Source organism: Paenibacillus sp. 01T442, assembly GCF_056398345.1.
Genome location: NZ_JBFTPF010000028.1, coordinates 1 through 24,303 on the forward strand (window position 1 = coordinate 1; position 24,303 = coordinate 24,303).

Annotated in this window: 12 protein-coding genes; 10 read left to right on the forward strand and 2 right to left on the reverse strand. The window is 47.2% G+C overall.

Annotation, left to right across the window (positions count from 1 at the left end; translation table 11 throughout):
• The first annotated feature begins 387 nt into the window (after positions 1 to 387).
• Positions 388 to 918 (forward strand): GrpB family protein, encoded by a 531-nt coding sequence (locus AC1DLM_RS20160; RefSeq protein WP_441987150.1) that lies wholly within the window; start codon positions 388 to 390, stop codon positions 916 to 918.
• A gap of 93 nt (positions 919 to 1,011) precedes the next feature.
• Here AC1DLM_RS20160 and AC1DLM_RS20165 read toward each other — a convergent pair whose 3' ends face one another.
• A complete protein-coding gene (locus AC1DLM_RS20165) occupies positions 1,012 to 2,010 on the reverse strand; it encodes a helix-turn-helix transcriptional regulator (RefSeq protein ID WP_477570958.1) in 999 nt (332 codons plus the stop codon).
• A gap of 133 nt (positions 2,011 to 2,143) precedes the next feature.
• On the opposite strand from AC1DLM_RS20165, the gene AC1DLM_RS20170 reads away from it, so the two are divergent.
• From AC1DLM_RS20170 to AC1DLM_RS20180, 3 genes are all read left to right on the forward strand, one after another.
• On the forward strand, positions 2,144 to 3,025 hold the full coding sequence (locus AC1DLM_RS20170; RefSeq protein ID WP_477570959.1) for an SDR family oxidoreductase: 882 nt from the start codon (positions 2,144 to 2,146) through the stop codon (positions 3,023 to 3,025).
• 199 nt (positions 3,026 to 3,224) lie between these two features.
• Positions 3,225 to 3,833: a pentapeptide repeat-containing protein gene (locus AC1DLM_RS20175; RefSeq protein ID WP_477570960.1), complete on the forward strand. Its 609-nt coding sequence runs from the start codon at positions 3,225 to 3,227 to the stop codon at positions 3,831 to 3,833.
• A gap of 47 nt (positions 3,834 to 3,880) precedes the next feature.
• Positions 3,881 to 4,708: an AraC family transcriptional regulator gene (locus AC1DLM_RS20180; RefSeq protein ID WP_477570961.1), complete on the forward strand. Its 828-nt coding sequence runs from the start codon at positions 3,881 to 3,883 to the stop codon at positions 4,706 to 4,708.
• A gap of 35 nt (positions 4,709 to 4,743) precedes the next feature.
• Here AC1DLM_RS20180 and AC1DLM_RS20185 read toward each other — a convergent pair whose 3' ends face one another.
• The gene (locus AC1DLM_RS20185; RefSeq protein ID WP_477570962.1) at positions 4,744 to 5,736 is read right to left on the reverse strand and encodes an aldo/keto reductase; all 993 of its coding nucleotides are present in this window, start codon (positions 5,734 to 5,736) and stop codon (positions 4,744 to 4,746) included.
• 212 nt (positions 5,737 to 5,948) lie between these two features.
• Here AC1DLM_RS20185 and AC1DLM_RS20190 point away from each other — a divergent pair, with 212 nt between their 5' ends.
• The 6 genes from AC1DLM_RS20190 to AC1DLM_RS20215 all read left to right on the forward strand — a co-directional run bounded on the left by AC1DLM_RS20190 (position 5,949) and on the right by AC1DLM_RS20215 (position 24,177).
• Positions 5,949 to 8,303 (forward strand): helix-turn-helix domain-containing protein, encoded by a 2,355-nt coding sequence (locus tag AC1DLM_RS20190; protein WP_477570983.1) that lies wholly within the window; start codon positions 5,949 to 5,951, stop codon positions 8,301 to 8,303.
• 234 nt (positions 8,304 to 8,537) lie between these two features.
• A complete protein-coding gene (locus AC1DLM_RS20195) occupies positions 8,538 to 10,178 on the forward strand; it encodes a type 2 periplasmic-binding domain-containing protein (protein WP_477570963.1) in 1,641 nt (546 codons plus the stop codon).
• 208 nt (positions 10,179 to 10,386) lie between these two features.
• The gene (locus AC1DLM_RS20200; RefSeq protein WP_246302770.1) at positions 10,387 to 11,241 is read left to right on the forward strand and encodes an ABC transporter permease; all 855 of its coding nucleotides are present in this window, start codon (positions 10,387 to 10,389) and stop codon (positions 11,239 to 11,241) included.
• A 12-nt stretch (positions 11,242 to 11,253) separates the two neighbouring features.
• Positions 11,254 to 12,126 carry a carbohydrate ABC transporter permease gene (locus tag AC1DLM_RS20205; protein ID WP_441987144.1) on the forward strand — a complete coding sequence of 291 codons (873 nt, stop codon included), beginning with the start codon at positions 11,254 to 11,256 and terminating at the stop codon, positions 12,124 to 12,126.
• A gap of 46 nt (positions 12,127 to 12,172) precedes the next feature.
• A complete protein-coding gene (locus tag AC1DLM_RS20210) occupies positions 12,173 to 15,271 on the forward strand; it encodes a glycosyl hydrolase family 95 catalytic domain-containing protein (RefSeq protein WP_477570964.1) in 3,099 nt (1,032 codons plus the stop codon).
• Positions 15,272 to 15,732: 461 nt separating this feature from the next.
• The gene (locus AC1DLM_RS20215) at positions 15,733 to 24,177 is read left to right on the forward strand and encodes an endo-alpha-N-acetylgalactosaminidase family protein (RefSeq protein WP_477570984.1); all 8,445 of its coding nucleotides are present in this window, start codon (positions 15,733 to 15,735) and stop codon (positions 24,175 to 24,177) included.
• The last annotated feature ends 126 nt before the right edge of the window (positions 24,178 to 24,303 follow it).

Sequence of the window (24,303 nt, forward strand, 5' to 3'; positions counted from 1 at the left end):
CCCCGGGCTCCCAGCGCCCGGCTCCGGGCTCCCAGCTCCCAGCCCCGGGCTCCCAGCGCCCGGCCCCCAGCTCCCGGCAAATAGATGGATTTTATGTAGTTAAATTTTAAAATTTTCCAATTAAACGCAGAATAAATGGATAACCTACAGTTAATTTTAACCATTTCACCCAATCTGAGCAAAAGAGCCGATATTAACTACATGTTTTCCAGTTAAATCGAAATTTCGAGGAAAATTCTCGTAAATAGCTGTATATTTTCCAGTTAGTACAAGTATGCAACGTACTGCAACGAAAGTCGCGAGGAGGTTTTATCCAATTTATATCGAAATAGTGGGAAATACGACTAGTACGATAGAAGCAGCCTGCGTATAGGAGGAGTAAACGAATTGGAGAGACAATGGATGATTTCACCTTGGACAAATGAATGGAACCAACAATTTGAGGTGGAGTCCAACGTTCTACAGGATATTTTTCAATCAGAAATTGTTGATATCCATCACGTTGGAAGTACTTCGGTGCCCTCAATCGGGTACGCGAAACCCATTATCGACATTTTGATCATCGTAAAAAATATCGAGCAAGTGGATGTATGTAACGTGCAAATGATCGATGCTGGATACCGAGTAAGAGGGGAGAATGGCATTCCGAATAGACGATATTTCTCCAAAGGAGATCTACAACGTACGCATCACGTTCATATTTATCAGCTGGGGGATTCGAGGATACTGACCTATTTAGATTTTAAGGCTTATTTGATGCATCACCCGACTGAAGCTGCAAAATACGGTCAACTCAAGCTGGACATATTAGCGTCCTATCCGAATGATCAATACCAGCAAGTGAAAGAAGATCGCATCAATCACTTGGTTGAGAAAGCTCTGCGATGGGGAGAAGAGGAAAGGATAAGAAGGGAATGAGTCTTTCACGAAGTATCCATAAATTTCCAAGTTCGTGCGATACATAGGCGAAAAGCATAGGGACATGGCGGCAAGCATATTTATTGTGAGTCATCACTTGCTGCTATACATAGAAGTAATGTTGTTCGCCGCTTCTAGCAGAGCTTCACAGAGCTCTAATGGTTCCAAGACACGGACCATGGTTCCAAAGCCAAGCAGAATTTCGCACGCGGAGCTCAGCGTGTTGAACTCCAGATCAGCTTTGCGCCAGATCACGGGAACATTGGCGCTTGCCGAACTGGTTGCTTCTTCGTGTTCCTCGTGCCATGCGGCTACACGAACGAAGCGGGTCATCTCGAGCCGAGTGGAGACGCTCGGATGCACGAGTGCTTGCGCCGTGTAGTGTGGAAGTCCGCTGCGGAACAGGTCGACCGAACGCTGCCAAAAAGCAGCGAGGTTGAAGTGATCCGGGCGCACAACCGGCTCATCCAGTAAGGAAGCATCCTGGATGCGTGAAACACGATAGGTGCGGGGTTCCTGCTCGACACCACTGGCGACGAGATACCAGAGAGAACCCTTGAGGACAAGCCCAAGAGGGCTGACGACGCGTTCGCTTGCTGCGGAGTCGCCACTTGAGGCGTATAGCAGTCGCAGTTTTCGGTCTTCCCACACGGCTTCCTGTAGGAGGGACAACCACGGTAATTCTTCGACATTCTGATGCCAACCTGCCGCATCCACATAAACCCGTTGGCGCATATAATCGGCATCGCGTCGTAACGAAGGAGAGAGTGACGCCAGTACTTTCAATACTGCCGCTTCATATGCATCTCCGAAACCGAGGTCGGTTAAATGTCGATGGGGTTCAGCGGCTAGTAATGCTAGCAGCTCATCTTTGTGCAGCCCAGCCCAATCCGCTCGATATCCTTCCATTAACCGCCATCCACCTGCAGATCCGCGTTCCGCATAGACGGGAACTCCCGCTGTGCCTAGTGCTTCCATATCTCGATGGATTGTCCGTTCCGAGACTTCCAGTCTAGCCGCTAACTCTCGAGTCGTCATGCCGCCGCGTGTTTGCAACAACATCATAATTTGCAATAACCGATCCGCTCTCATTTGCATCCCCCTTCATGTGTAATTTGATTCTAACACACATATATGACAACAGATGACATGATTCATTAGCTACAATTAGACTAAGTTTAAAATATTTACAGCCTACTATCTAATCATTGAAGGAGTTGGTTCCATGACTACGACAAATCAACCATTGCACAATCAAATTGCCTTGGTGGCAGGAGCGACTCGGGGAGCTGGGCATGCGATTGCAATTGAGCTCGGCCGTGCTGGCGCAACAGTCTATGTGACAGGACGTTCGACGCGGGCGAAGCGATCGCCGATGAACCGGCCAGAGACGATTGAGGAAACGGCTGAACTTGTAACGCAAGCAGGGGGCGAAGGCATCGCAGTCTGCATGGATCATACGAAGGGAGAGGATGTTGTGGCGCTGTTCAATCAGATTAAGAGTGAGCAGCAGGGGAGACTGGATATTCTTGTGAATGATCTCTGGGGAGGGGACCCGCTTACCGAGTGGGGCAAAGGCTTCTGGGAGTCCTCTCTCACAAACGGGCTGTTGATTCAGAAACAAGCTGTTCACTCTCATATCATGACTGCCTACTACGCGGCTCCTTTGATGGTTGAACGCAAGGCTGGGCTAATTGTAGAAATTACAGATGGTGTCGGCTATCACTATCGGGGTAACTTGTATTATAGTCTGGCCAAAATCGGAGTTTCTCATCTGGCGCAGGGGATGGCCGCTGATCTGAAACCGCACGGTGTGACTGCACTTGCTGTAACGCCAGGCTTCCTTCGATCTGAGGCGATGCTGGATTATTTCGGGGTGCAGGAGGAAAATTGGCGCGATGCTAGCGAGCAAGACATACATTTCCTACAGTCTGAGACCCCCTATTTCCTTGCTCGGGGGATAGCCGCACTCGCTGCTGATCCGCAAGTGGCGGAGAAATCCGGGCAACTGCTAAGTTCCTGGTCTTTGTCCGACGACTATGGCTTCATCGATATCGATGGGCGCAGTCCACATTGGGGAAGGTACGCTCAGGAGAATGGTTTCTGAGTTTGCTTCCCTTTGCAAAATGGCTTTTTTTCTTATATGATGGTTTCTTATGAATAAAGCGACATCGGAAGCTTMAAGTTGAAGCCATGGTGGCGTTTTTTCTTATGAAAAAAATAAAATTATTGACTTGCATTGGATGGTATGCAGGTACTTGACTGCCGTGTGCTATATTAAAATAACTACACTTAGGAGGCAGCTCATGTTTCAGCAAATGAATCAGACTTATTCTGGAGTTAACTTTGGTACGCAAGATTTAAGATACGGCGAGCTGATTAGTTGCATATTTGATGGATGCTCGTTTGCGAACGGTTCTTTAGATGAGATTAATACCAGTAACTGTCGCTTCATTGCATGTGACTTTCGCGGAGCTTCGTTAAATGGCTCCCTACATAAAGAATCCGCTTTTGAAAATTGCACCTTTCATGGTGCCAATCTGTTCGTTACCAAATTCGATAACTGTAAAATGATGGGATCGGATTTCTCGAACGCGAATTTAGATGGGATTACGATTAATCGCGGGGATTGGTCTTATACGAATTTAAGGCTTAGTCGATTAGTAAGACAGGATTTGCGCGGGGTTAATTTTCATGAAGCTGATTTCTCCGGATCTAACTTGGAAAAAGCTGATTTAAGAGATTGTGATCTAACCATGGCGATCTTCGCAAAAGCCAAGCTACAAGACACCGATGTGAGAGGTGCCMAAATGGCTGGCGTAGATTTCAAAACATTTTCCATCACGGGCATGCGAATGGACCGAGAGCAAGCTGTCTTATTTACGCTTTCTCATGGTGCCAAGATAAATGGATAATCCCTTTATGGTATAATGTCTGTGCACAGAGGAGGCGATGGTAACGAATGGCGATCTTTCATTACAATCAGGAACGTTTATATCGAAAGGATCCGGATCTACATTTGTTGTATTGGGGCAAAGAGGATTGTAAACCCGGTCATACCGTAGGGCCAGGGGTTCGTGATTTGTACAAGATTCATTTTATTCATAAAGGCACGGGAATTGTCCGAATCGGAAATGAGACACATCAGCTGAATCCAGGGCAKGGATTTCTCATATACCCACATGTGATTAGCTATTATGAAGCGGATGAGGCTGAGCCTTGGACGTATTCGTGGATTGGCTTTCAAGGGGTACAAGTGGAATCGATCTTATCTCGAACACGATTATCGCCGGAGCAGCCCGTTTTTCCAATGGATCGGAAAGTTATGCCAAGCATGTATGAACAATTAACGGAGGTTAATGCCCATACCCATAGTGCTGATTTACAGCTGAAAGTCAACTTGTATGAATTTATGACTACACTGCTTGAAGCGGCTCCCGCCTCTTCGGTTGGGGATGTACTTCCTACTAAGTGGGATAGTTATATGATCCAAGCTATGGAATTTATCCATGCTCATTACAATGAGCCTATTTCGATCGAGGGGCTTGCTGCACTTCTGAAGCTGGATCGTAAATATTTTTCGGCTATTTTTAAAGAAGCGACAGGGCTGCCTCCMCAGCAATATCTCCTGCAATATCGGATGAATAAAGCAAGTGAATTACTGGAGAGGAGCAACTATGCCATAGGGGAAATTGCGAACTCGGTCGGGTATCAGGATCAATTGATCTTCTCCAAAATGTTTAAGCGCGTAAAAGGGGTATCCCCGAAACAATTTCGGAATCAGACATAGAAGAACGCCTGATATTCGCCCGAGTTTGCGTCAGCTTAGGAATTCAAAATCCCATCGATAAGGTCTAATTCCTCTTGGGTAAATGTAGCCACTTTCAATGCATTAAYCGCATCTTCAATTTGGCTGACTTTACTCGCACCGATAAGAGCTGATGTGACACGACCACCGCGCAACACCCACGCTAGTGCCATCTGAGACATTTTTTGGCCACGTTCAGCAGCAAGTATGTTTAATTGTCTAACCTTCGAAATTCGTTCTTCATTAATATCGGATTCTTTAAGGAATACACTTGAGCTTGCAGCTCGTGAATCCGGAGCGATGCCGTTCAAATAACGGTCTGTAAGAATCCCTTTGAACAATGGTGAAAAGGCAATCGAACCGATTCCTTCCTCTTCCAACACATCCTGAAGACCATCTTCAATCCAACGGTTCATCATGGAATAACTCGGTTGATGAATCACACAAGGCGTCCCAAGTCGTTTCAAGATACGGGAGGCTTCTTTGGTTTCTTCAGGCTTATAGTTAGAAATACCAACGTATAGCGCTTTGCCTTGTTGAACGATTTGATGCAGTGCAGCCATCGTTTCTTCAAGCGGTGTATTCGGATCTGGACKGTGATGATAAAAGATGTCGACATAGTCCACTTGCATCCGCTTCAAGCTTTGGTCCAAGCTGGCAATCAAATTCTTCTTGGAACCCCATTCCCCGTAAGGCCCCGGCCACATGTAATATCCCGCTTTCGTCGAAATGATAAGTTCGTCTCGATAGGCAGCAAGATCACCTTTGAGCATCTTCCCGAACATTTCTTCTGCTGAACCAGGCGGCGGTCCGTAATTATTCGCTAAATCGAAATGCGTAATCCCCAAATTAAACGCTCTCTTGAGCATCGTTCTGCCATTCTCAAACGTGTCAATCCCGCCGAAATTATGCCAAAGTCCTAACGAAATGGCTGGCAGCTTCAGGCCGCTGCGACCACTTCGGTTATAAGTCATGGAATCATATCTGGATGTACTAGCTGAATAACTCATCTTTGAACCTCCTAATGGTGTGAATACGTTTCATTCTAGAGATATTTGATTCATAAGACAATGTTCACAAGGATGTTATTTATGTCCTAATGTCCGTTATTAGGTGCCCCTACCTCGATAGAACGTAAAATGCGATATTGCATCTTTGATGAAGAGAGGCTACAATTTTTAGTAAATTCGTTCTCGGACTGGATGGTGAACTTGGTTTGAAAATGCCTTTCCTTATACGTCTTTTCAATAGTCGCAAAAGTGCACTTTCAACGATCATCGCCTCCAATTTATTTATTTTATTGATACCGCTTGCAATGGGGCTTTTTCTGTACGCGAAGGTAGAACAAAGCTTGGAGAAGAGCTCGACAAGATCCAATGTAGCCATGCTGGAGCAGCTGAAACTGTCACTTGATAACAAATTATCGGAAGTGGATACGCTAATGCGCCAAGTCGTGTTTGATCCGAAGCTGGACTATATGCTTAGAATTCCCTCAAACTCGACGGATACGGACAAATACGAATTTATCCAATTTATGCGGGACAAGATGAGCAAGTATCACAGTATGACTAGCAGCTTCATTTTAGATTACTATGTGTACTTCGCAAGCAGTGATTCGATTGTCAAATCGGATTTGGTGACGAATTCGCGTATCTTTTATTCCCTCTACTACTCCTATAAGGACATGTCGTACGATGGCTGGCTTCAGCTGTTGGATCAGGAACATCGTATGTCGTACTTGCCGCTCAGTTCGGTATCCAATGGATCCGATCAAACACCGAAGGATGTTATTACGTATATACAGTCACTCCCTGTTCATTCACAATCTCAAAATCTGGGAAGCTTTATCGTATTGATCGACGTCGATCAGGTGAAGCAATTGTTTGCACAGATGGAATCGGCAAGCCATAGTTTAGTCTACATTATTGATGATGCAGGAAAAACGATTATGAGCAACAGTGAGACCCCGTTTCCGTCTGATTTACTAGCTCGTATACATGGCAGCACAGAACCATTCGATTACCGACTCGCAAGTGTAGATCAAGTGGTATCCGTTTCCTCTTCGCAGAAAGCAGGATGGAAATACGTATCCATTATGCCAAACGATGTTTTCATGCAGCAGGTGAATCAAATCAAGAGTTGGTCAGTCGGTCTATTCATCCTCTGTTTGTTTGCCGGACTCATTGCCGTCAGCGTCGGGGTATATCGTACGTATAAACCGCTGCAGAAAACCGTGAATGCGATTATGTCTGGAAAAGAGTTGATCAAGCGTCCTTTCTCGAATGAATATGAGTTTATCAGGCTAACCGTTGAAGGCTCTATCCATGAAGAGAAACATCTGCGAAGTACCTTGGCGCAGCAAGCGCCTTTCATTCGGGCCAATTACTTGTCCCGGCTTCTAAATGGTCACATGGATGTGGATATCTCGGCTGCAAACGGAGATTCGCTGCAGTTCATGGATCTCAAATTTGTAAGTGATCGTTTTGCAGTTCTTATCGTGAAGCTTGAGGATATTCATTTACTAGGTGAAGATGAGCAGCAATGGGCCCATGCCAGATTTATTGCCTCGAATATTGGTGCGGATCTCATCGCCGCTCATCATCGCGGATACTCGCTTGAACTCGACCGTGATCGGATTGCACTCCTCATGAATCTATCGGCAAATCGGGAGAAATTTGCTGAAGCGGATATTCGGGAAATTGCCCATTCGCTCTTCACGATTATGTCTCAACGCTTCCAAATCGGTATCACCATTGCTATTGGTGGCATTCATGAAGGACCCAAAGCCATTCGCGATTCATATCCAGAAGCACTGGCGGCACTTGAATATCGACTTATTCAGGGGAAACATGCCATTATTTATTTCCAGGAAATTGTTGATGGGAAGCAGCACTATTATTATCCGTTGGAAATCGAGATTCAGTTGATTAATTTTGTGCGCAGCGGCGATGCCGAAAATGTAGGGAAATTGCTCGATAAAATGTATGCGATGAATTTCGATGCTAATCAGATCACTCCAGAGCTAGGCAAAGCCTTGTTTTTCAATGTGACGAGTACGCTCTTGAAAATTATGAACTCAACGAATACGAATCAAGAAGAAGTGCTTGGTGCAGACTTTGATCCGATCAGAGAGGTATTCAGCTATCCAACGGCACAGGGCATGTATACGAAAACGAAGGAGCTATACGAGACGCTTACCCGTTCGTTTAATCTTGATCGTTCGGATCACAGCTCGAGTAGACTTCAGGAAATTGTCGGTATCGTGCACGATAATCTAGGTGACTCCAACCTAGGGGTTGCACAGATTGCGGAACGTATCCAGATGACACCGCAGTATTTGTCCACATTCTTCAAAAAACATCAAGGGCAGAATCTGCTGGATTACATCACGACGAAACGGATTCTTCAAGCGAAGCAGCTCATGCAAAACAAAGAACTGACGATTGTCCAGATTGCACAGAAGGTCGGTTACAACAATGATGTCGTCTTCATCCGAGCCTTTAAGAAGCTTGAAGGTGTAACGCCAGGAAAATATCGTGAAACGAGCTTAACGGAGAATACCGGCTCAGACACTTAAAGAGCAGCCTTGAGGGGCTGCTTATTTTTTTCGAAATAGCTACTGCCGATTTCTAATACGGGCTGATGATTTCTCAGAACGCTCGTATTTCTTAGGAAAATACAATTGAAATGAGAACTAGGCGGTATTCATATTCGGACGGGAGAAGCATACTTGGGAACAGGTGCTGATGATGATGAGATCACCGGTACCAATCAAGTGAAGCGTTACGCATATTAAAGGGAGGCTAGAAAAATGAAGAAAAGTTTCAAACAAGTCGGATCTATTGTATTGCTTTCTGCCCTAGTTATTTCAGTAACCGCATGCGGCGATGATACGGGCAGCACGAGCTCAACATCAACGCCACAATCAAGTGCGAATGCCCAGCCACCCAAATTGACGAAATTAACGTATTGGGTAGCTAATCACTCCGCAGCCTCCGGTCAAATGAAAACGTACGCAGAAATGGGCATGTATAAGGAGCTCGAAAAAGCTACTGGCGTGAAAGTTGAGTTTCAGCATCCTCCGCTCGAGGTTCCACAAGCCCAAGAGCAATTCAACTTAATGATCGCGACAAACGAACTTCCAGACGTGATTGAGKCAAGCTGGGGAGCGACAAGCGGTGCGGTCATTCGATACCCTGGCGGACCGGAAAAAGCAATTTTAGATAAGAAAATCATTAAGCTCAATGATCTCATTGATAAGTATGCACCGAACCTGAAAAAACTGCTTGCTGATCATCCCGACTGGAAAAAGCAAATTTCAACGGACGAAGGAAGCATCTACGCATTCCCATTCTTACGTGGTGATGACAAGGTCAGAGTGTTCTTTGGTCCATCGATTCGCCAGGATTGGTTGGATAAATTGGGACTCAAAATGCCGACGACCATTGATGAATGGTAMACCGTATTGAAAGCATTTAAAGAAAAGGATCCGAATGGCAACGGAAAAGCGGATGAGATTCCAATCTATCTGGATAAAAATCTCTTCTCGACCGATGCACCATTCCTCGGAGCATGGGGTATCAATTACAGTTTCTATCAAGACAGCGGCACAGTGAAATACGGTCCGATTCAGCCTCAATATAAGGACTTCCTAGCTACGATGAACAAATGGTACAAAGAAGGCCTGCTTGATAAGGATTTTGCAGCGCCTAACGATAAATTATTCGATAACAAAATGACGACGAACCTCTTGGGCGCAACCGCATCTTTCAATGGGGGAGGCATCGGTAAATTCGCAGGTCTCATGAAGGATAAAGACCCCAAATTTGATTTGGAAGCGGCTCCTTATCCCGTATTGAAAGCAGGCGATAAAGCGATTTGGGGACAAAAGGATTTCGCTTATAACGGCGTAGGCGCAGCCATTTCGGCCGTTAACAAAAATCCAATCGAAACTGTTAAATGGCTTGATTACGCTTACAGTGAGAAAGGCGATTTGTTATTTAACTACGGTGTCGAAGGCACAAGCTACAAGATGGAAAACGGCAAAGCGACGTTCCTTCCTGAAATTTTGAATCCACCAGCGGGCACAAGCATACAGCAATCCATTGCCAAATATAACCGTGCAACGTGGAGTGCTCCATTTGTCCTTAGCGATAATTTCCAAATGCAATATCTCGCGTTGCCACAGCAGAAGAAAGCCTTGGAAATCTGGTCAAAACCAACAGCTGAGCGTAAGATCCCGCTCGTTTCTCCGACACAGGATGAAAGCAGCAAATTTGCTTCGATCGTGACGGATATTCAGACGTATCAAGACGAAATGCTGTTGARATTCATCATGGGCGTGGAACCGATTGATAACTTTGATCAATATGTGAAAAAGATTAAGAGCATGGGCATTGATGATGCAATCAAAATCCAGCAAGGAGCTTTGGAGCGTTTCAATAAACGCTAAGGCACGGTTGAACTGGGGGTGAACGAAAGTCTAGTTTATCCCCTTTTTCTAAATAGAGACATTGACTGAAAGGGTAGGGGAAACGATGAGGCAAAGCCACGCACCTATAGAGGCCGCACAGGCCGTAAATACAACGAAAACCTATCGCAATCCGACTGTTCTGGCAACCATACGTGGGGATTTGAAACGGCATTGGTCCATTTATGTGATGGCTATTCCCGTTATTGCGTATTATTTGATTTTTCATTATGGACCGATGTACGGATTGCAAATTGCGTTTAAAGACTTCTCTCCAGCAAAAGGGATTTTGGGAAGTCCATGGGTGGGCTTTAAACATTTTGAAAGCTTTTTTAACGGGATTTACTTCTGGCGATTAATCAAAAATACGATCTTAATCAACCTTTACGATTTGCTGTTCGGCTTCCCTGCAGCGATTATTCTAGCATTGTTGCTTAACGAAATCCGCCAAAGCGTGTTTAAAAGAGTCGTGCAGTCGATCTCCTATTTGCCGCATTTCATTTCGATTGTTGTCGTGGCGGGGATGATGATTGACTTTCTAAGCCGCAATGGACTTATCAATCAAATCATAGGCAGCTTTGGCATTGAACCCATTGATTTCTTGCAAAAAGAAGGCTGGTTCCGCTTTCTGTTCGTTTCCTCTGGCATCTGGCAAGGCATTGGCTGGGGCTCCATCGTGTATTTGGCGGCCATGTCCACCATCGATCCAACGCTGTATGAAGCGGCTAGGATGGATGGTGCAAATCGCTGGAAGCAGACGCTGCATATTACGATTCCGGGTATTATGCCGACGATCGTTATCTTATTTATTTTGCAAATGGGGAATATGCTGACGGTTGGCAGTGAAAAGGTGCTTCTGCTTTATAATCCACTAACCTACGGAACAGCAGACGTGATCTCAACCTATGTGTATCGCAAAGGGGTACTAGAAGCAAGTTATAGCTTTACAGCAGCTGTGGGTCTATTCAACTCGGTGATCAGCTTTGTTCTGATTGTAGCGGCCAATAGCTTTGTTAAGCGGATTAGTGAGAACAAACTGTGGTAAGGAGATTTGCATATGAAACTAACCCGTGGAGAGCGCACATTTGGCTACATCAATATGTTATTCATGCTCGTACTTTGCGCGGTCACCTTATATCCCTTCTTGTACGTGGCACTTGCCTCGCTGAGTGATGCGACATCCCTGCTGCAGCAACGCGGTATTATGCTCAAACCGGCAGGCTTTGATCTGGGCGCGTACAAAGCTGTTTTCGAGAACCCGATGATCGTGAAAGGGTATCAGAACACGCTGATTTATGTKGTTCTCGGTACGGCGATAAACCTGCTGATGACGGCAATCGGCGCTTACGTATTGTCCAGACCCAATCTCTATTTTAAAAACATCATCATGTTCTTTATTGTCGTGACCATGGTGTTCCATGGGGGACTTATTCCGAGTTACCTGCTCGTGAACGATCTCGGGATGATGAATACCATGTGGGCCATTCTCATCCCAGGTGCGATCAACACGTTCAATATGATTATTATGCGTACTTCGTTTCAGGGCATCCCGGTCAGTTTGGAGGAGTCGGCTAGAATGGATGGCGCAGGAGACTGGAAGATTCTGTTCCGAATTGTCATTCCGCTTTCGATGCCCGTCATTGCCGTCATGATTTTGTGGTATGCGGTTGGGCATTGGAATTCCTACTTTAACGCGCTGGTCTATCTGCGGAATAGGGAAGCTTATCCCCTCCAGTTAGTGCTCCGTGAAATTCTGATCTCCAACAATACGGATTCGATGATGTCAGGTGGAGGCGACGACAAATATGCCATCGGAGAAACCATTAAGTATGCTGCGATCATGGTCTCGACACTGCCAATCATCTGTTTGTATCCGTTCCTACAGAAGTATTTTGTTCAAGGCGTGATGATTGGGGCCATTAAGGAGTAGATACGCTTAGTATCACCACAATAGATAGACTGAAGGAGAGATAGGTGTGAGAGGCGTTACATTCGAGAATGCTCCGAGCAGTTGGAACGAGGCATTACCGATCGGCAACGGACATTTTGGCGGCATGGCGTTTTTCGAGGATAACAAGCTGACGCTAGCGCTTAATCATTATGAAGTTTATTATCAGAAGCTCCATCGTTACAGTCAGAAGTACCGCAAKGGGGAAGGACCTAATTTCACGCTGCAATATGGACGGACATTCGACGAACTGAACACACTGGCTGCCGATAGGTATCGCGATCCTGAACAGGACCCCATATTTCTATATGGTGATGCGTTATCTGGCAACAGTATGTACAGGAAATATGGCAAACCCTCTGGTGGCACATCGCATTATCCGACGGGTGAAATGGGACTCTTTCCTTCTGACAGTCTGGCAGAACCTGATCATTATTCCCTAGAGCTTGATGTGGAAAAGGCAGTTATTCATTTGCAAGTGGAGAAGGGACTCGATCAGCTGGATGTGAAGACGAGAATCGCTCAGGATGGCGACTTGGTCATTACCGAGATCAAGCAAACAGCGTCATTATTGTTACAATCGGTTGCCATGGCAGTTCCCCAAGGGCGATATGTCGATATGAAGGTGACCTATCATGGGCTGGATGATTCGACTTTCTACTACCAAGGAAGCTTTTATCCAGATGGTGAGGACAAGGAGCAATATGAACCCTTCATGTTCATTGTGATGATGRAGATCATTGGGGCCAAGGGACGGGTCGATCGTTCCGCCGGTTCCCTCCGAATTGTACTTGAGGATGCAGAGGAAAACATAACGTTGCTGGCAACCGTGGTGACGGAGGAGGAAACGAAGGAGCTGCTTCCTACTGCTCAAAGGAGACTGAATGAGGCATCATCCCACGTGCAGGATCGGATAGCCTTTCATCAAGAACATTGGCGCAGCTTCTGGTCGCGTTCCTCTATCATTTTGCCGGATAAAATGGTGGAAGAACTCTGGTACATCAATTTATATGCTATTGCTTGCTGCAGTGGTAAAGGCGGCAGAATGCGCGAGCAAGCTTGCGGCTTGAACGGGTTATGGGATATTAAACAGCCGACCAAGTGGGGCAGCATGTGGTATTGGGATGTGAATATTCAAGCGGCGTTCTGGCCGCTCTATACGGCTAATCACCTCGAAGTTGCGGAAGCTTTCAATGAAGGGCTGCTATCCTACGTTGATCTAGCGACACAGATGTCGAAGCAATTTCATGGTCTGGAAGGCATTGCCGGAGATTACCCGCATGCGTTGTATGTCAGTATTTGGCCTTGGTGTGCGCAATTCCTGTGGGACTACTATCGATACAGTATGGACCATGACTTTCTTAGGAATAAAGCATACCCGTTGTTTAAGCAGATTGCACGTTTTTTCGAAGGCTACTTACAGGTGAATCCGAGGTCAGGACTTTATGAGATATTCCCGGATATTTCGCCGGAACAGGGGCCTTTGACTCGAAACTCAACCTGTAGTCTGTCTTCGCTCAAATATGTGTTGAAAATAGCTGTTGAAGCGAATGCTTTGCTAGKTGAAAATGAGGCAGATCAACTGAAGTGGAAACAATTGATAGACAATTTGGCGCCATATCCAACGGCAGATTCCAAGCGCTATGGGGATGTCCTGCGGGATTCAGAGTGGGCACCTGTCGACTTACATTTGCGGCATCCTTCGCTGCTTATGCCGATTTATCCAATTGGAGAAATCAACAAAGACAGTGAGATTACGTTGAGGAAAAGAGCAGAGAATACGCTTCGGTATGCTGAACATCAGACGGAATACGGCATGTTTCAGTTCGGGTGGCTTTCCTGTGCGGCCTCCAGATTKGGTAAGGGCAATACGGCGCTAAGACTGCTGTATGAGCAAGGCATTGACTTGTCCCTCAGGTGCAACGGTCTGTTTGCAGAAGAAACCGAACGCTGGATGAATTACTGCAACATCACGAACGAACCCTTGTACCATCCACACATGATGGAGGCATCGGGAGAAATGGTAGCTGCGGTGAACGAAATGCTGCTGCAAAGCTATCAAGGTGTGATCGAGGTGTTCCCTGCATTGCCTTCAGGAGAGCCTGAACCAGATCGGTCKATTGGTTTGTATGACCATGCGGTCGAGACGAATGTAAAGCAATATGAGAAATGGCGCGATTGTTCCTTTCAGAGATTGCTGGCCGTAGGCGCATTTGAAGTGAGTGCCGAGATGAAAGACGGTCGCACGACTTGGGTGACGATTCGAAGCAGGGCAGGGAACAAGGTTGTGATGCGCAATCCCTTTGCTAGGGATGAACACGTACTGGTTTCATATAGACTGGGTTCAACTTGGCATACCGTGGATTCTGTACAGAAGGATGATCGTATTATCTTTGAAACTGAGATGCATGGTGAGTATGCAATTTACCCTCAATCTGAAGATGTCCTGTTTCTTCCCAAGCCAGATCACCCATCCGTACCAAGGCGGTATCCGATTGTTCACGAAGCCCACACCCATCGGAGAGTATTTCTCGGCAAAAACCACGACACTCAGCACTATAGAACGTTGGATCATTTTACTTTTGACTATTACTCGGGCAATTATCGTGAATCCAGGCTGGCTGCGTATCGGCTTGATTTCGGGGTAGCTGCTCACTTGCTGGACAAAGATTATCATCGTGTGCTGCCAAGACAAATCCATATGGAAGGCGTCCTGGGGCAAACGTTTCGTAAAATAACGCCTGAGACGGTGTGTACTCCTTACACAGGAATCGGATGGGAAAGCAGAGATGTTATTGCACTGGATCGCGGAGAGCCTGACGAGCTGCGCAGAGATTTCATCGGCGGCACGTGTGAAGCCACGTTCATCGTGGAGCTTCCGAAGGGGCGTTATGATGTGCTTTTCGTATGTGGCGACAAGGGTGCACCATCCTATACGGAGGTTGAAATTGTGGGGCAATCCACGTGGAAGCCAGAAATAGCATTGAAAGCGGGTCAATTTACCACGGAGATTCTGCCTATCACACAGAGAAAGGACGGTTACGTCAGAATCAGATTTCGCACCGATGAAGGCTTGCAATGGCKAGTAAATACATTGATTATCAATAAAAATTACACGTATCTATAGAAGGCAAAAATGCAAAAGAGCATCCTTTTTAGGGAAATTCACTTCAGCATTTTACATACATGCAAAAAGGCATCTTTTGGKGCCGAAAAGGTCTGAACAGAGCTGAAAATACAGGAATTGATGCCTTTTTGCATCAATTCTAGCTGAAATCGTGTATTTGCTAGAGAAAAGTTTGCCCTTTTGCATTTCTCAGCTTGGAGAGTGCTGGTCGAACGGGTTACCGAAGGTTTTCTCATTCAGAAAAAGCTACAGACGATTTCTAAGATGGGCTGATTCATTCTCTACATGCCTGTAAATCATACTTAAATACAATTGAACTGAGAACTAAGCAGTATTCAGGTTCTAACCAGTGAAGCATACTGGGAAACAGGTGCCAGGGTAACCATTGTTGGTACCAAACAAAGTTGAACGTGATCCAGCGCGAATTTACAATGAATTGGGAGGGGAAAACTTTGAGTAAAATGAAATGCAGGATTCTGAGCATGATTTTGGTTGTGGTCATGATGCTGTCGTTAATCGGCAACAACCTTGCGCCATTGACAGCATTTGCTGCCGACCCACATGGATCCGATGCTGCGCCAATTAGTGTGGCGGGGGAGACGATCGAACCGGGTGAAGGGGACGGGTTACAAACCGTAATACAACCTCTTTCTGCAAGCGCTAACAATGTAACGTTTACGATTAACAAAGACGGCCAGCCGTTTGACGGGCACGGCAAAACGTTCACGCTGCGGCAGAATGGGGAAATAAGGGGTAACAGTTCCGACATCGGAGGCACGGTTACATTTGACGTTTATGACGGGACATATAACATTTTTGACGGCAGTGACGACACGGGCGAAACGATTGCCGTAACTGGAAGCGCTGCCAAAATACTCGACTACTACACGGTTAAATTCAGCGCAGAGGATGCAGGTGCGTCCAATGGCTCAGCGATCATCGCTAAATACAATGATAACTTCATTGCCAGCGGGGCTGTGGTTCTCGGCGGTAAAACACTGGTGATTACCACCGAAGGCCGGGGGGCGATGTCATCGCCGCCGAACGTGCTTGAAGCCGGATATTCGTACAAATGGAGCGGTGAAGGAGCCAACAATCAAACCACCGACACGCTCACGATTAACAATCTGGACAGAAAGATTGATGTGCTCTGCAGCGTGAAGGGAAGTCTGAGGTTGTACGCTGCAGGCAGAAACAGCGCCAATGCTGCTAAGGCATACTATACGCTGCCGGAGGTTTTGACTAGTGGACAAATGACGGTTCAGTTCGACTATGTCACTACGGCAACCAGTCCAAACACGGCTGTCTCCTTGGTTCAAAGTGGAACCGCTGTGAATGCGGATGTCGATAAAATGAACGCCCTTGTGCGGTTCAATACGGGTATTGGCGCATATAACGGCACAGGGTGGGGGGCTGATGTCATCTCTCCTTTAGTGGCAAATAAGGTGTATCATGTAAAAATTGCGATTAATATGACTACTAAAACATACAGTGCCTGGGTAACGCCGGAGGGCGGCTCGGAAACGAAAATTGCCACAGACTTTGCGTTTAGGGCAAAAAATCCCACAAACATTGGCGAGCTCCGGGTGCTTGATACAAGGACCTCAGGCAATAACGGCATTACAAAGCAAATGTGGATTGAGAATATAACCGTTTCCAAGAAACCTGAGCTGACGGTTCTTCTTGATGGAGCACCGCATCCTGACATTAGCGAAATGGAGTTCGTACTGATGCAAGACGGCGTCGTCAAGGCTACCGGCGTCAAGAATGGCAATAAGGTTGTCTTTAACGAGACGTTGAACGATGGCATATATGACATTTATGTCAATGGCGCTAATTCTAACATAAAGCTCACGATCACCAACGGGGGAGGCAGCGCGACGGTTGATCTGGGCACTGACGAGAGCAGGGCGAGGAAAGCGCTTCAAGATATTATCACAACTATGGAGKGGCGTGGTCTTAAAGAGAACCGCTATACGTCGGCTACATGGGGGCCGTTTGCCACCGCGCTGGCTGGGGCGAAAAACTTGCTTCTAGACCATACAGCGACGGCGGAAACACTCAATACCGCAACGAGCAATCTGAGCAACGCGTATGAAGTTCTTGCGCTTATCCCGCGTGCCAACGGCATCTACAAGGCTGCGTATGCGGATAAGTTCGGCGGCACCGTAGTTCGCACCAACATTGGCAACACTAGCAACGGTGCGACGTATCCGAATGGCAGCTACTCGTCGCCTCCGGCTGGTCAACCTAACGACCGATCTGTTCTGGGCGGCTTATACACAGGCAGCGACCCCCAAACCTATAGGGCGAAGCCAGGTGCCGGCGTTACATTCCCTTTTACAATTCATAAAGATGGTAAATACGGATTCATGTTGAAGTTCTCCCGCGTCAATTACGAAATTGAGGACTATATCAGCGTGTATGTCAATTACGACCAGGTTGAAAAAAATGAAAACGGCTCTCCGAAAACGCCTGGCAATTACCGTATTTCCCTTGCAGGCAAGGACAGTGAGCTTGTATTTGTTGAGTCCGACATTTGGGAAATGGAACTGAAAGAGGGCGACACGATCTCTCTGGTACTCGACACTTCAAGTCTTGACGTAGTGGACTATCCAGACAAGGGTCTTGTCAATATCGACTATATCTCCGTCTGGGAGGTAGAGGAGTCCTACACTTACGACTCCTTCAACCGCAACTTTTACCTCCTGGCAGGCAATGAGATCATGATTCCGGAGCCTGTGAATTTCCCACTCACTTGGAGCAGCAGTGACCCGGAGATTGCGACTGTGGATCCTGTGACTGGAAGGATTCAAACAATTAAGGCTGGGGACGTCGTTATTACGTCCACTGGTACCGGCGGTACGTTTAAGTACAATCTGTACATAAAGAATAACGAAAGCGATATTAGGTTGAAAACCGCCCAAGTCTCGCTGTGGGATACAGCAAACAATGTGTTCGATCCACCGGCTGCAGTACGGAATAGCAATGCCAGTGAAGTCCCGGAGAACATCCCGATTGCGTTAACCGGCCTTAGCGGCGGGATCAGGGTAGGTAACGGGTTTGTAGATACGATGGACTACGTCGCGGTCGGCTCGTCGATTGAAATCGACGCTCCCGATGCCGTCGTGAAAAAGCCCGGTATGTATGACATCACCCTGAACTATGCGAAAGGCAGTTCTCAGGCAAGCGGCCAATTGGGGCTGCTAGTGAACGGCCAGCTTGCAGGCACCTTATATACGAGGACAACGGCCAGCCTCACCAGTACGGAACAGTCGAACATCGTAACGGTGTATTTGAAACCCGGCGATACAATCGGCATTCGGACAATCGTCAATCCGAAGGACGCCGTTGGACGCTTTAACAGTTTGACGGTCACCGAGAACGTGGTGATTCCGCCTTCATCTGTTACACTGTCCACTACTACTAGTGTGAATCATCAAGACCAGACAACGCTGAATTATACAACGGTCCCAGCGAACGCCACGCCAGCCTTTGTCTGGACTGCCGCCAACACCGACATCGTGTCCGTGTACGGCAACCTAGTGGTCGGAGAAAATGTTGGTGAGACAACGGTTACGGCGACTTCTATCTATAATCCAGAGATTAAGTCAACCGGTACAGTGACGGTTGCAGTAAACAGCAGCGTTTTCAGCATCGAAAGCAATGAAGTAAAGGTCTATCTGGATAAGGACTTCCCTCGAGCGATTCAGTATGAGATGAAGGACAGCGGTGCAAAGATCGACGGCAACCGTAGCAAGCTGGACACGCTTAGATTAACCACTGGCATGACATATAGCTTAAATACGTCACAGGGGTTGACAGGTTCAACGGTTAAGAACTACAAGCCCGTCGTTACATCCAGTGAGCCAATCCAGAACGCAGACGGCAGCCAGCATGTGATTTATACCCTGCAAGTGACCGAGTTGAACGCGGAAATAAAAATGAAAGCAACGGTCGAGGGAATGGTACTCAAGTTTGATTTTATAGAGATTAAGGAGGATCCCGCCAACCGTATTTTCATCATTGAAATACCAAATCATAATCCGGTAACTGTCAGCAATTTTACTACTGGCTCCTCATTTGCCGGTTCCAAAATGGAAAGCAACATCGGAAGAAGCGGCGATAGCTTTTACAATATTAAAGATATGATGACTGGCTCTGATTTTTATAACTACGCCTTTGTATCCAACGGCAGAGTAGCCGCCAGCATTCAGAGTAACGCCTTCGGATTGACGGACGGCAGCGTGGCAAGACGCGTTTTTGCTGACACGAAGAGAAACGATTCGTTGGTTACAACGAGTCTGCTCAGCGGATCTTGGGTATGGCGATTCCCTGATGCTACCAAGAAATTTATTGACAATGAGGGTAGATACGGAGAAGAGGAAGCCTTAATAACCAGAACGTATACAGATGAACCCTACGAAAGGGATATGCCGCATGTCTGGGTCGTGCTGGCTGAAGAAAACAATAACGATGGCATCGTTAACTGGCAGGATGCGGCTAATGAGTACCGCAGCGTCGCTAAAGTGGCGGTCGGCTCGGACAAAATTGCCGACGCGGTCGTACAACGGCTGATTATGTCACAGGGCAACGAATCCAACTACCCGTATCTGGCATCTGTGGACGAAACCAAGCGGATCTGGCTGCATACGGATGGCTTGGGACAAATCATCCTGCAAAAATACCACAACGCAGGCAACTGGGGCGACTTCAGCGTCTACGATGACCAACTGGGCGGCTTGGACGAATTCCGAAAGTTTACTGACATTACGACTAACCAGTACAACAGCTTTGTCGGTGTCCACACCAACTTTACAGAGTATTTCGCGAAGGTTGACCAGTTTAGCTATGAGAACGTTGAAATGCAAGCCGACGGAATCACCCCGCGTAGCAAAGGTTATGTGGCGTTCGGTTACTACCTGCACCAAGCCTATGTGATCGACGACCAGTTGGATGCGTTGACCCGAGATAATGATAATGAGGCAAGCCAAGAAAAAAGCCGTTATGAGCGCATGAATCGTTTTAAAACCGATATCCCGGATTTGGGTTTTATTTACAGCGATGTGTTCTCTCACAACGGCTGGCGCGGGAACGCTTTGGCACGGGATTACGAGGATAATGGTCTTGCGTATTTCGTGGAGTGGCCGTACGTTGCAGAGGATTCCGCCGCATGGGCGCACTGGTCCGTAGAAAAGAGCTATAGTCCCGCGTCGCTCAAGGGTTATTCCAGCGATATTGCCCGGTTTATCTTCAACGATTCCAAAGACCGCTGGGACAACTACACGACCGACAATTGGAAGGCTGACATTGAGGAAACACGCGTGCCGAACAGCGCCTTCCTGCTAATGGGTGCCGATACGACCTCCTACGAGGGCTGGGTGCACAATGGTATCAACGAATATGACTCGATTGTTGAGAAAATTTATCGCAACAACATCCCAACTAAGTACATGCAGCACTTCCCAGTTACGCGCATGGAAAAGGATAAGGATGGCTGGGCGGACTACATCGAGTTTAATAACGGAGAAGTGAAGGTGTATGCAGAGGGTTATGACAACCTCAATAACGAAACAAGAAATAGCAAACGCATCATAGAAAAAGATGGAAAGAAGATTTACGAGCAGGTTAATGCCATCGGCACAGATCAAGGTTCCGCCAAGTATCTGATCCCGTGGAACGAGGGCGACATGAAAAAGCTTGATGAGCAAGAACAAAAAGAGATCAAACTATACCATTGGAACGATGACGGCGGCAGTACAACCTGGGAACTTCCCAACAGTTGGGCGGGCCTCAATACCGTCTATATGTATAAGTTGTCTGACCTGGGCAAGTCTTCCGAACAGGTTCTGACAGTAGTAAATGGAAAAGTTACTATGAATACGGATGCAAGAACCCCGTATGTGGTGTACAAAGAACAGCAGGATATGGATGTGGATGTCGACATCGGCGAGGGACAATACGTGAATAATCCCGGCTTCAGCACAGGCGACAACCTCAAAGGTTGGAAAACTGTTCATGGGAATCCCCAAGCAGTGCGTAACGACAACACAACGATGCCACTCTTCACCACTGACGGATTCGCAGCTCAGCCTAACTCTAATGCCGACAACCATGGCAGAAGCCGCAATTGGGAGCTGGCGGTGAAGGACGGTAACGAAATGGAGGTTAGCCAGACAATCACCGGCCTGACGCCCGGCGACGAGTACGCTGTTTCCGTTATGGTGGAGGTACAACGTGGAAAAACACGTAAGGCGTCACTCATCGTGGATACAGATGGAGCTAGTCGCTCTAGTTACACAGATTCGTCCATCTTGCTCAACTATGACCGCTATGACTCCAAAGAAAAAACCAGTATGCTCCGTATGCGCGTCGTATTCACCGCAGATGCATCTACAGCAACAATCCGTTTGCACGCCGAGGCGGGCGAAGGCGAAGTGCGATTTGATAACGTGCGCATGTACAGGACTACCACGCCAACACCGAAGACTCCGGTGACCGACGGGAAAATTGTCCTATATCAGGATTTCGAATCCGCGCCGGACGGAACAACGGAAGCAGGTACGTCCATTAACAAACCTACTTTTGAGGGCTTCTTACCCTTTAATCTTGGCAACGGCGGAGGGTTTCGCGAAGCCAGAACGATCATGCAGCGCCGGCATGATCCCTATACGCAAAACAATACTGTACCCGTTTGGAGTAGTAACGCTCCCGAAAGTGTAAGAAACTTTGTGCAGCCAACGAAAGATCAAGCGGGTAATACGGTTACTGGCCAATGGTGGGATACCACGACCATCCCGGTTGATCTGGTTGTGGACGGTAAAACCTCATTCTCTAACATCACCGGCAGTGGGGGCATTATGTACCAGACTACACCTCAGAGCCTCCGGTTTGAAGAGGGCAAGACATACCGTATCTGCTTTGACTACCAAACCGGTCTCAACGGCATCTTCGCCTTTGTGCTCGGGAATGGTATGAAAGGGACACTAAGTCAGAGGGTTTCTTCGACAACCGTGGAATTTACAGGGCTTCAGCACCATGATTATCTGCAAGGCACGATGGGCCCATATTTTAACAATGTGATATCGAACCGGTCGGAGAGCAGCGTGCCAATAACCGCGATGCCTGAAGGTTGGGCAGCTAACGGAACCTACCGCAACACCGACATTAAGAAAGCCGTTCCGAACTGGAAAGGGTATTATGAGTACGAGTTCGTGAGCACATCTGACCAGACTTGGTTCGGTATCTTACGGAACAATGACTCACCGACGCCGAGCGATAACCCTAACCCGTTTATCATCGACAATCTGCTAATCGTGGAAGTGGGCAATGTTGCCTCGGGAGACGCAACGCTTTCTAACCTGACTGTTAGCGCAGGCATACTGTCTCCGGAATTCAGCTCGGACACTACGAGCTACACAGTAAATGTGGATAACAATGTCAGCAGTATGACGATTGCTGCCACAAATAACCACAGCGCTGCGACGGTCAGCGGAGCGGGCGTAAAATCTCTGAGTGTAGGGCTAAATACATTTGAAGTAGTTGTTACTGCGGAAGACGGTACACAGAAAACCTATACGGTAGTTGTGAATCGTGCTGGGATAGACACCTCCAATGACGCAACGCTTTCTAACTTGACTGTTAGCGCAGGCGTACTGTCTCCAGAATTTAACTCGGGCATTACGAGCTACGCGGTAAATGTGGATAACAATGTCAGCAGCATGACCATTGCTRCCACGAAGAACCACAACGCTGCGACGGTCAACGGAGCAGGCGTAAAATCTCTGAGCGTAGGGCTGAATACATTTGAGGTAGTTGTTACTGCCGAAGATGGTACGCAGAAAACCTATACGGTAGCTGTGAATCGTGCCAGCGCTCCGTCGACAGACACTGGTTCTGAAGGCAGCGGTTCTGGGGACACCAGCTCCGAGACTCCTTCTCAGCCTGTCCCGACGCCTATGCCGAAACCAGCCGAAAATGCGTGGATCCTCGAGATTGAGGAAGATACGGATGCAACCACCATAATCGAAAGCACATCGGAGCAAACGAAAGCAGCTGAAGACGCAGTAGCGGCTACTGCGGCGAACAACGCAAACACAAGTGTGACCATTGTGGCAGTTGCACCCCCAGTGATTGTGAAAACATCAGGGGATGCCAACAAACCTTATGCTGTAACCGTGAATATGCAACATGACGAAGACAAAGCGGAATTCACTACGATGGCAATCGTGAATGCCGACGGCACGTTGACCCCGGTACCGACCAAATTGAATAGTAATGGTACGGTAACCGTCATCGTCCGCGGTGATGTCACGTTGGTGCCGGTGAACGTCAAGTCTAACTTCATCGATACGATCGGGCATTACGCCAAGGATGAAATTAACAGGGCTGCAGAGCTGATGCTGATCGTTGGCGTGGGTAACAGCAGTTTCGCCCCCACAGAATCGGTTACTGTTGCAGAAGCCAGCACGATATTCCTAAGGGCACTTGGCATTCCGGTTAATAAAGTCACTTCTGCCGTGAACGGGATAGATCTGAACAAATGGTATGCTGATTATGTCAATACCGCGACTGATCATAAGCTAATTGACGTAACCGAAAATAACATGGACCTCGACGGCCCCATGACTCGCATTCAGACCGCGACATTGATTGTCAACGCGCTGAGGGCTTTGAATATGAATCCCACGATGTCTATTCAAGAGGCGGATGAGTTGTGGCTGAAAGGCTTCAACGATCTGCCTGGGCTGACGGCGTCAGAGCGTATCGATCTGGCTATCTCTGTCAAGTTGGGTATCTTTCAAGGCAATGGCGATGGAACCATGGCCCCGCATTCTGCTTTGCAGCGAGCTCACTTGGCAAGTCTTGCAGTTAGGTTTCAGGATCATATTCTGAAACGCGACTAACTAGGTGGCAATTGAATTTAAAGTAAATAATTAATAGAAAGGGAGCTAAGCGGCGTGTTTGCTGCTTGGCTCCTTTTTTTCCTTGTTTATGGTCAAAAATACGATAATACACTTATTTTATAGTTT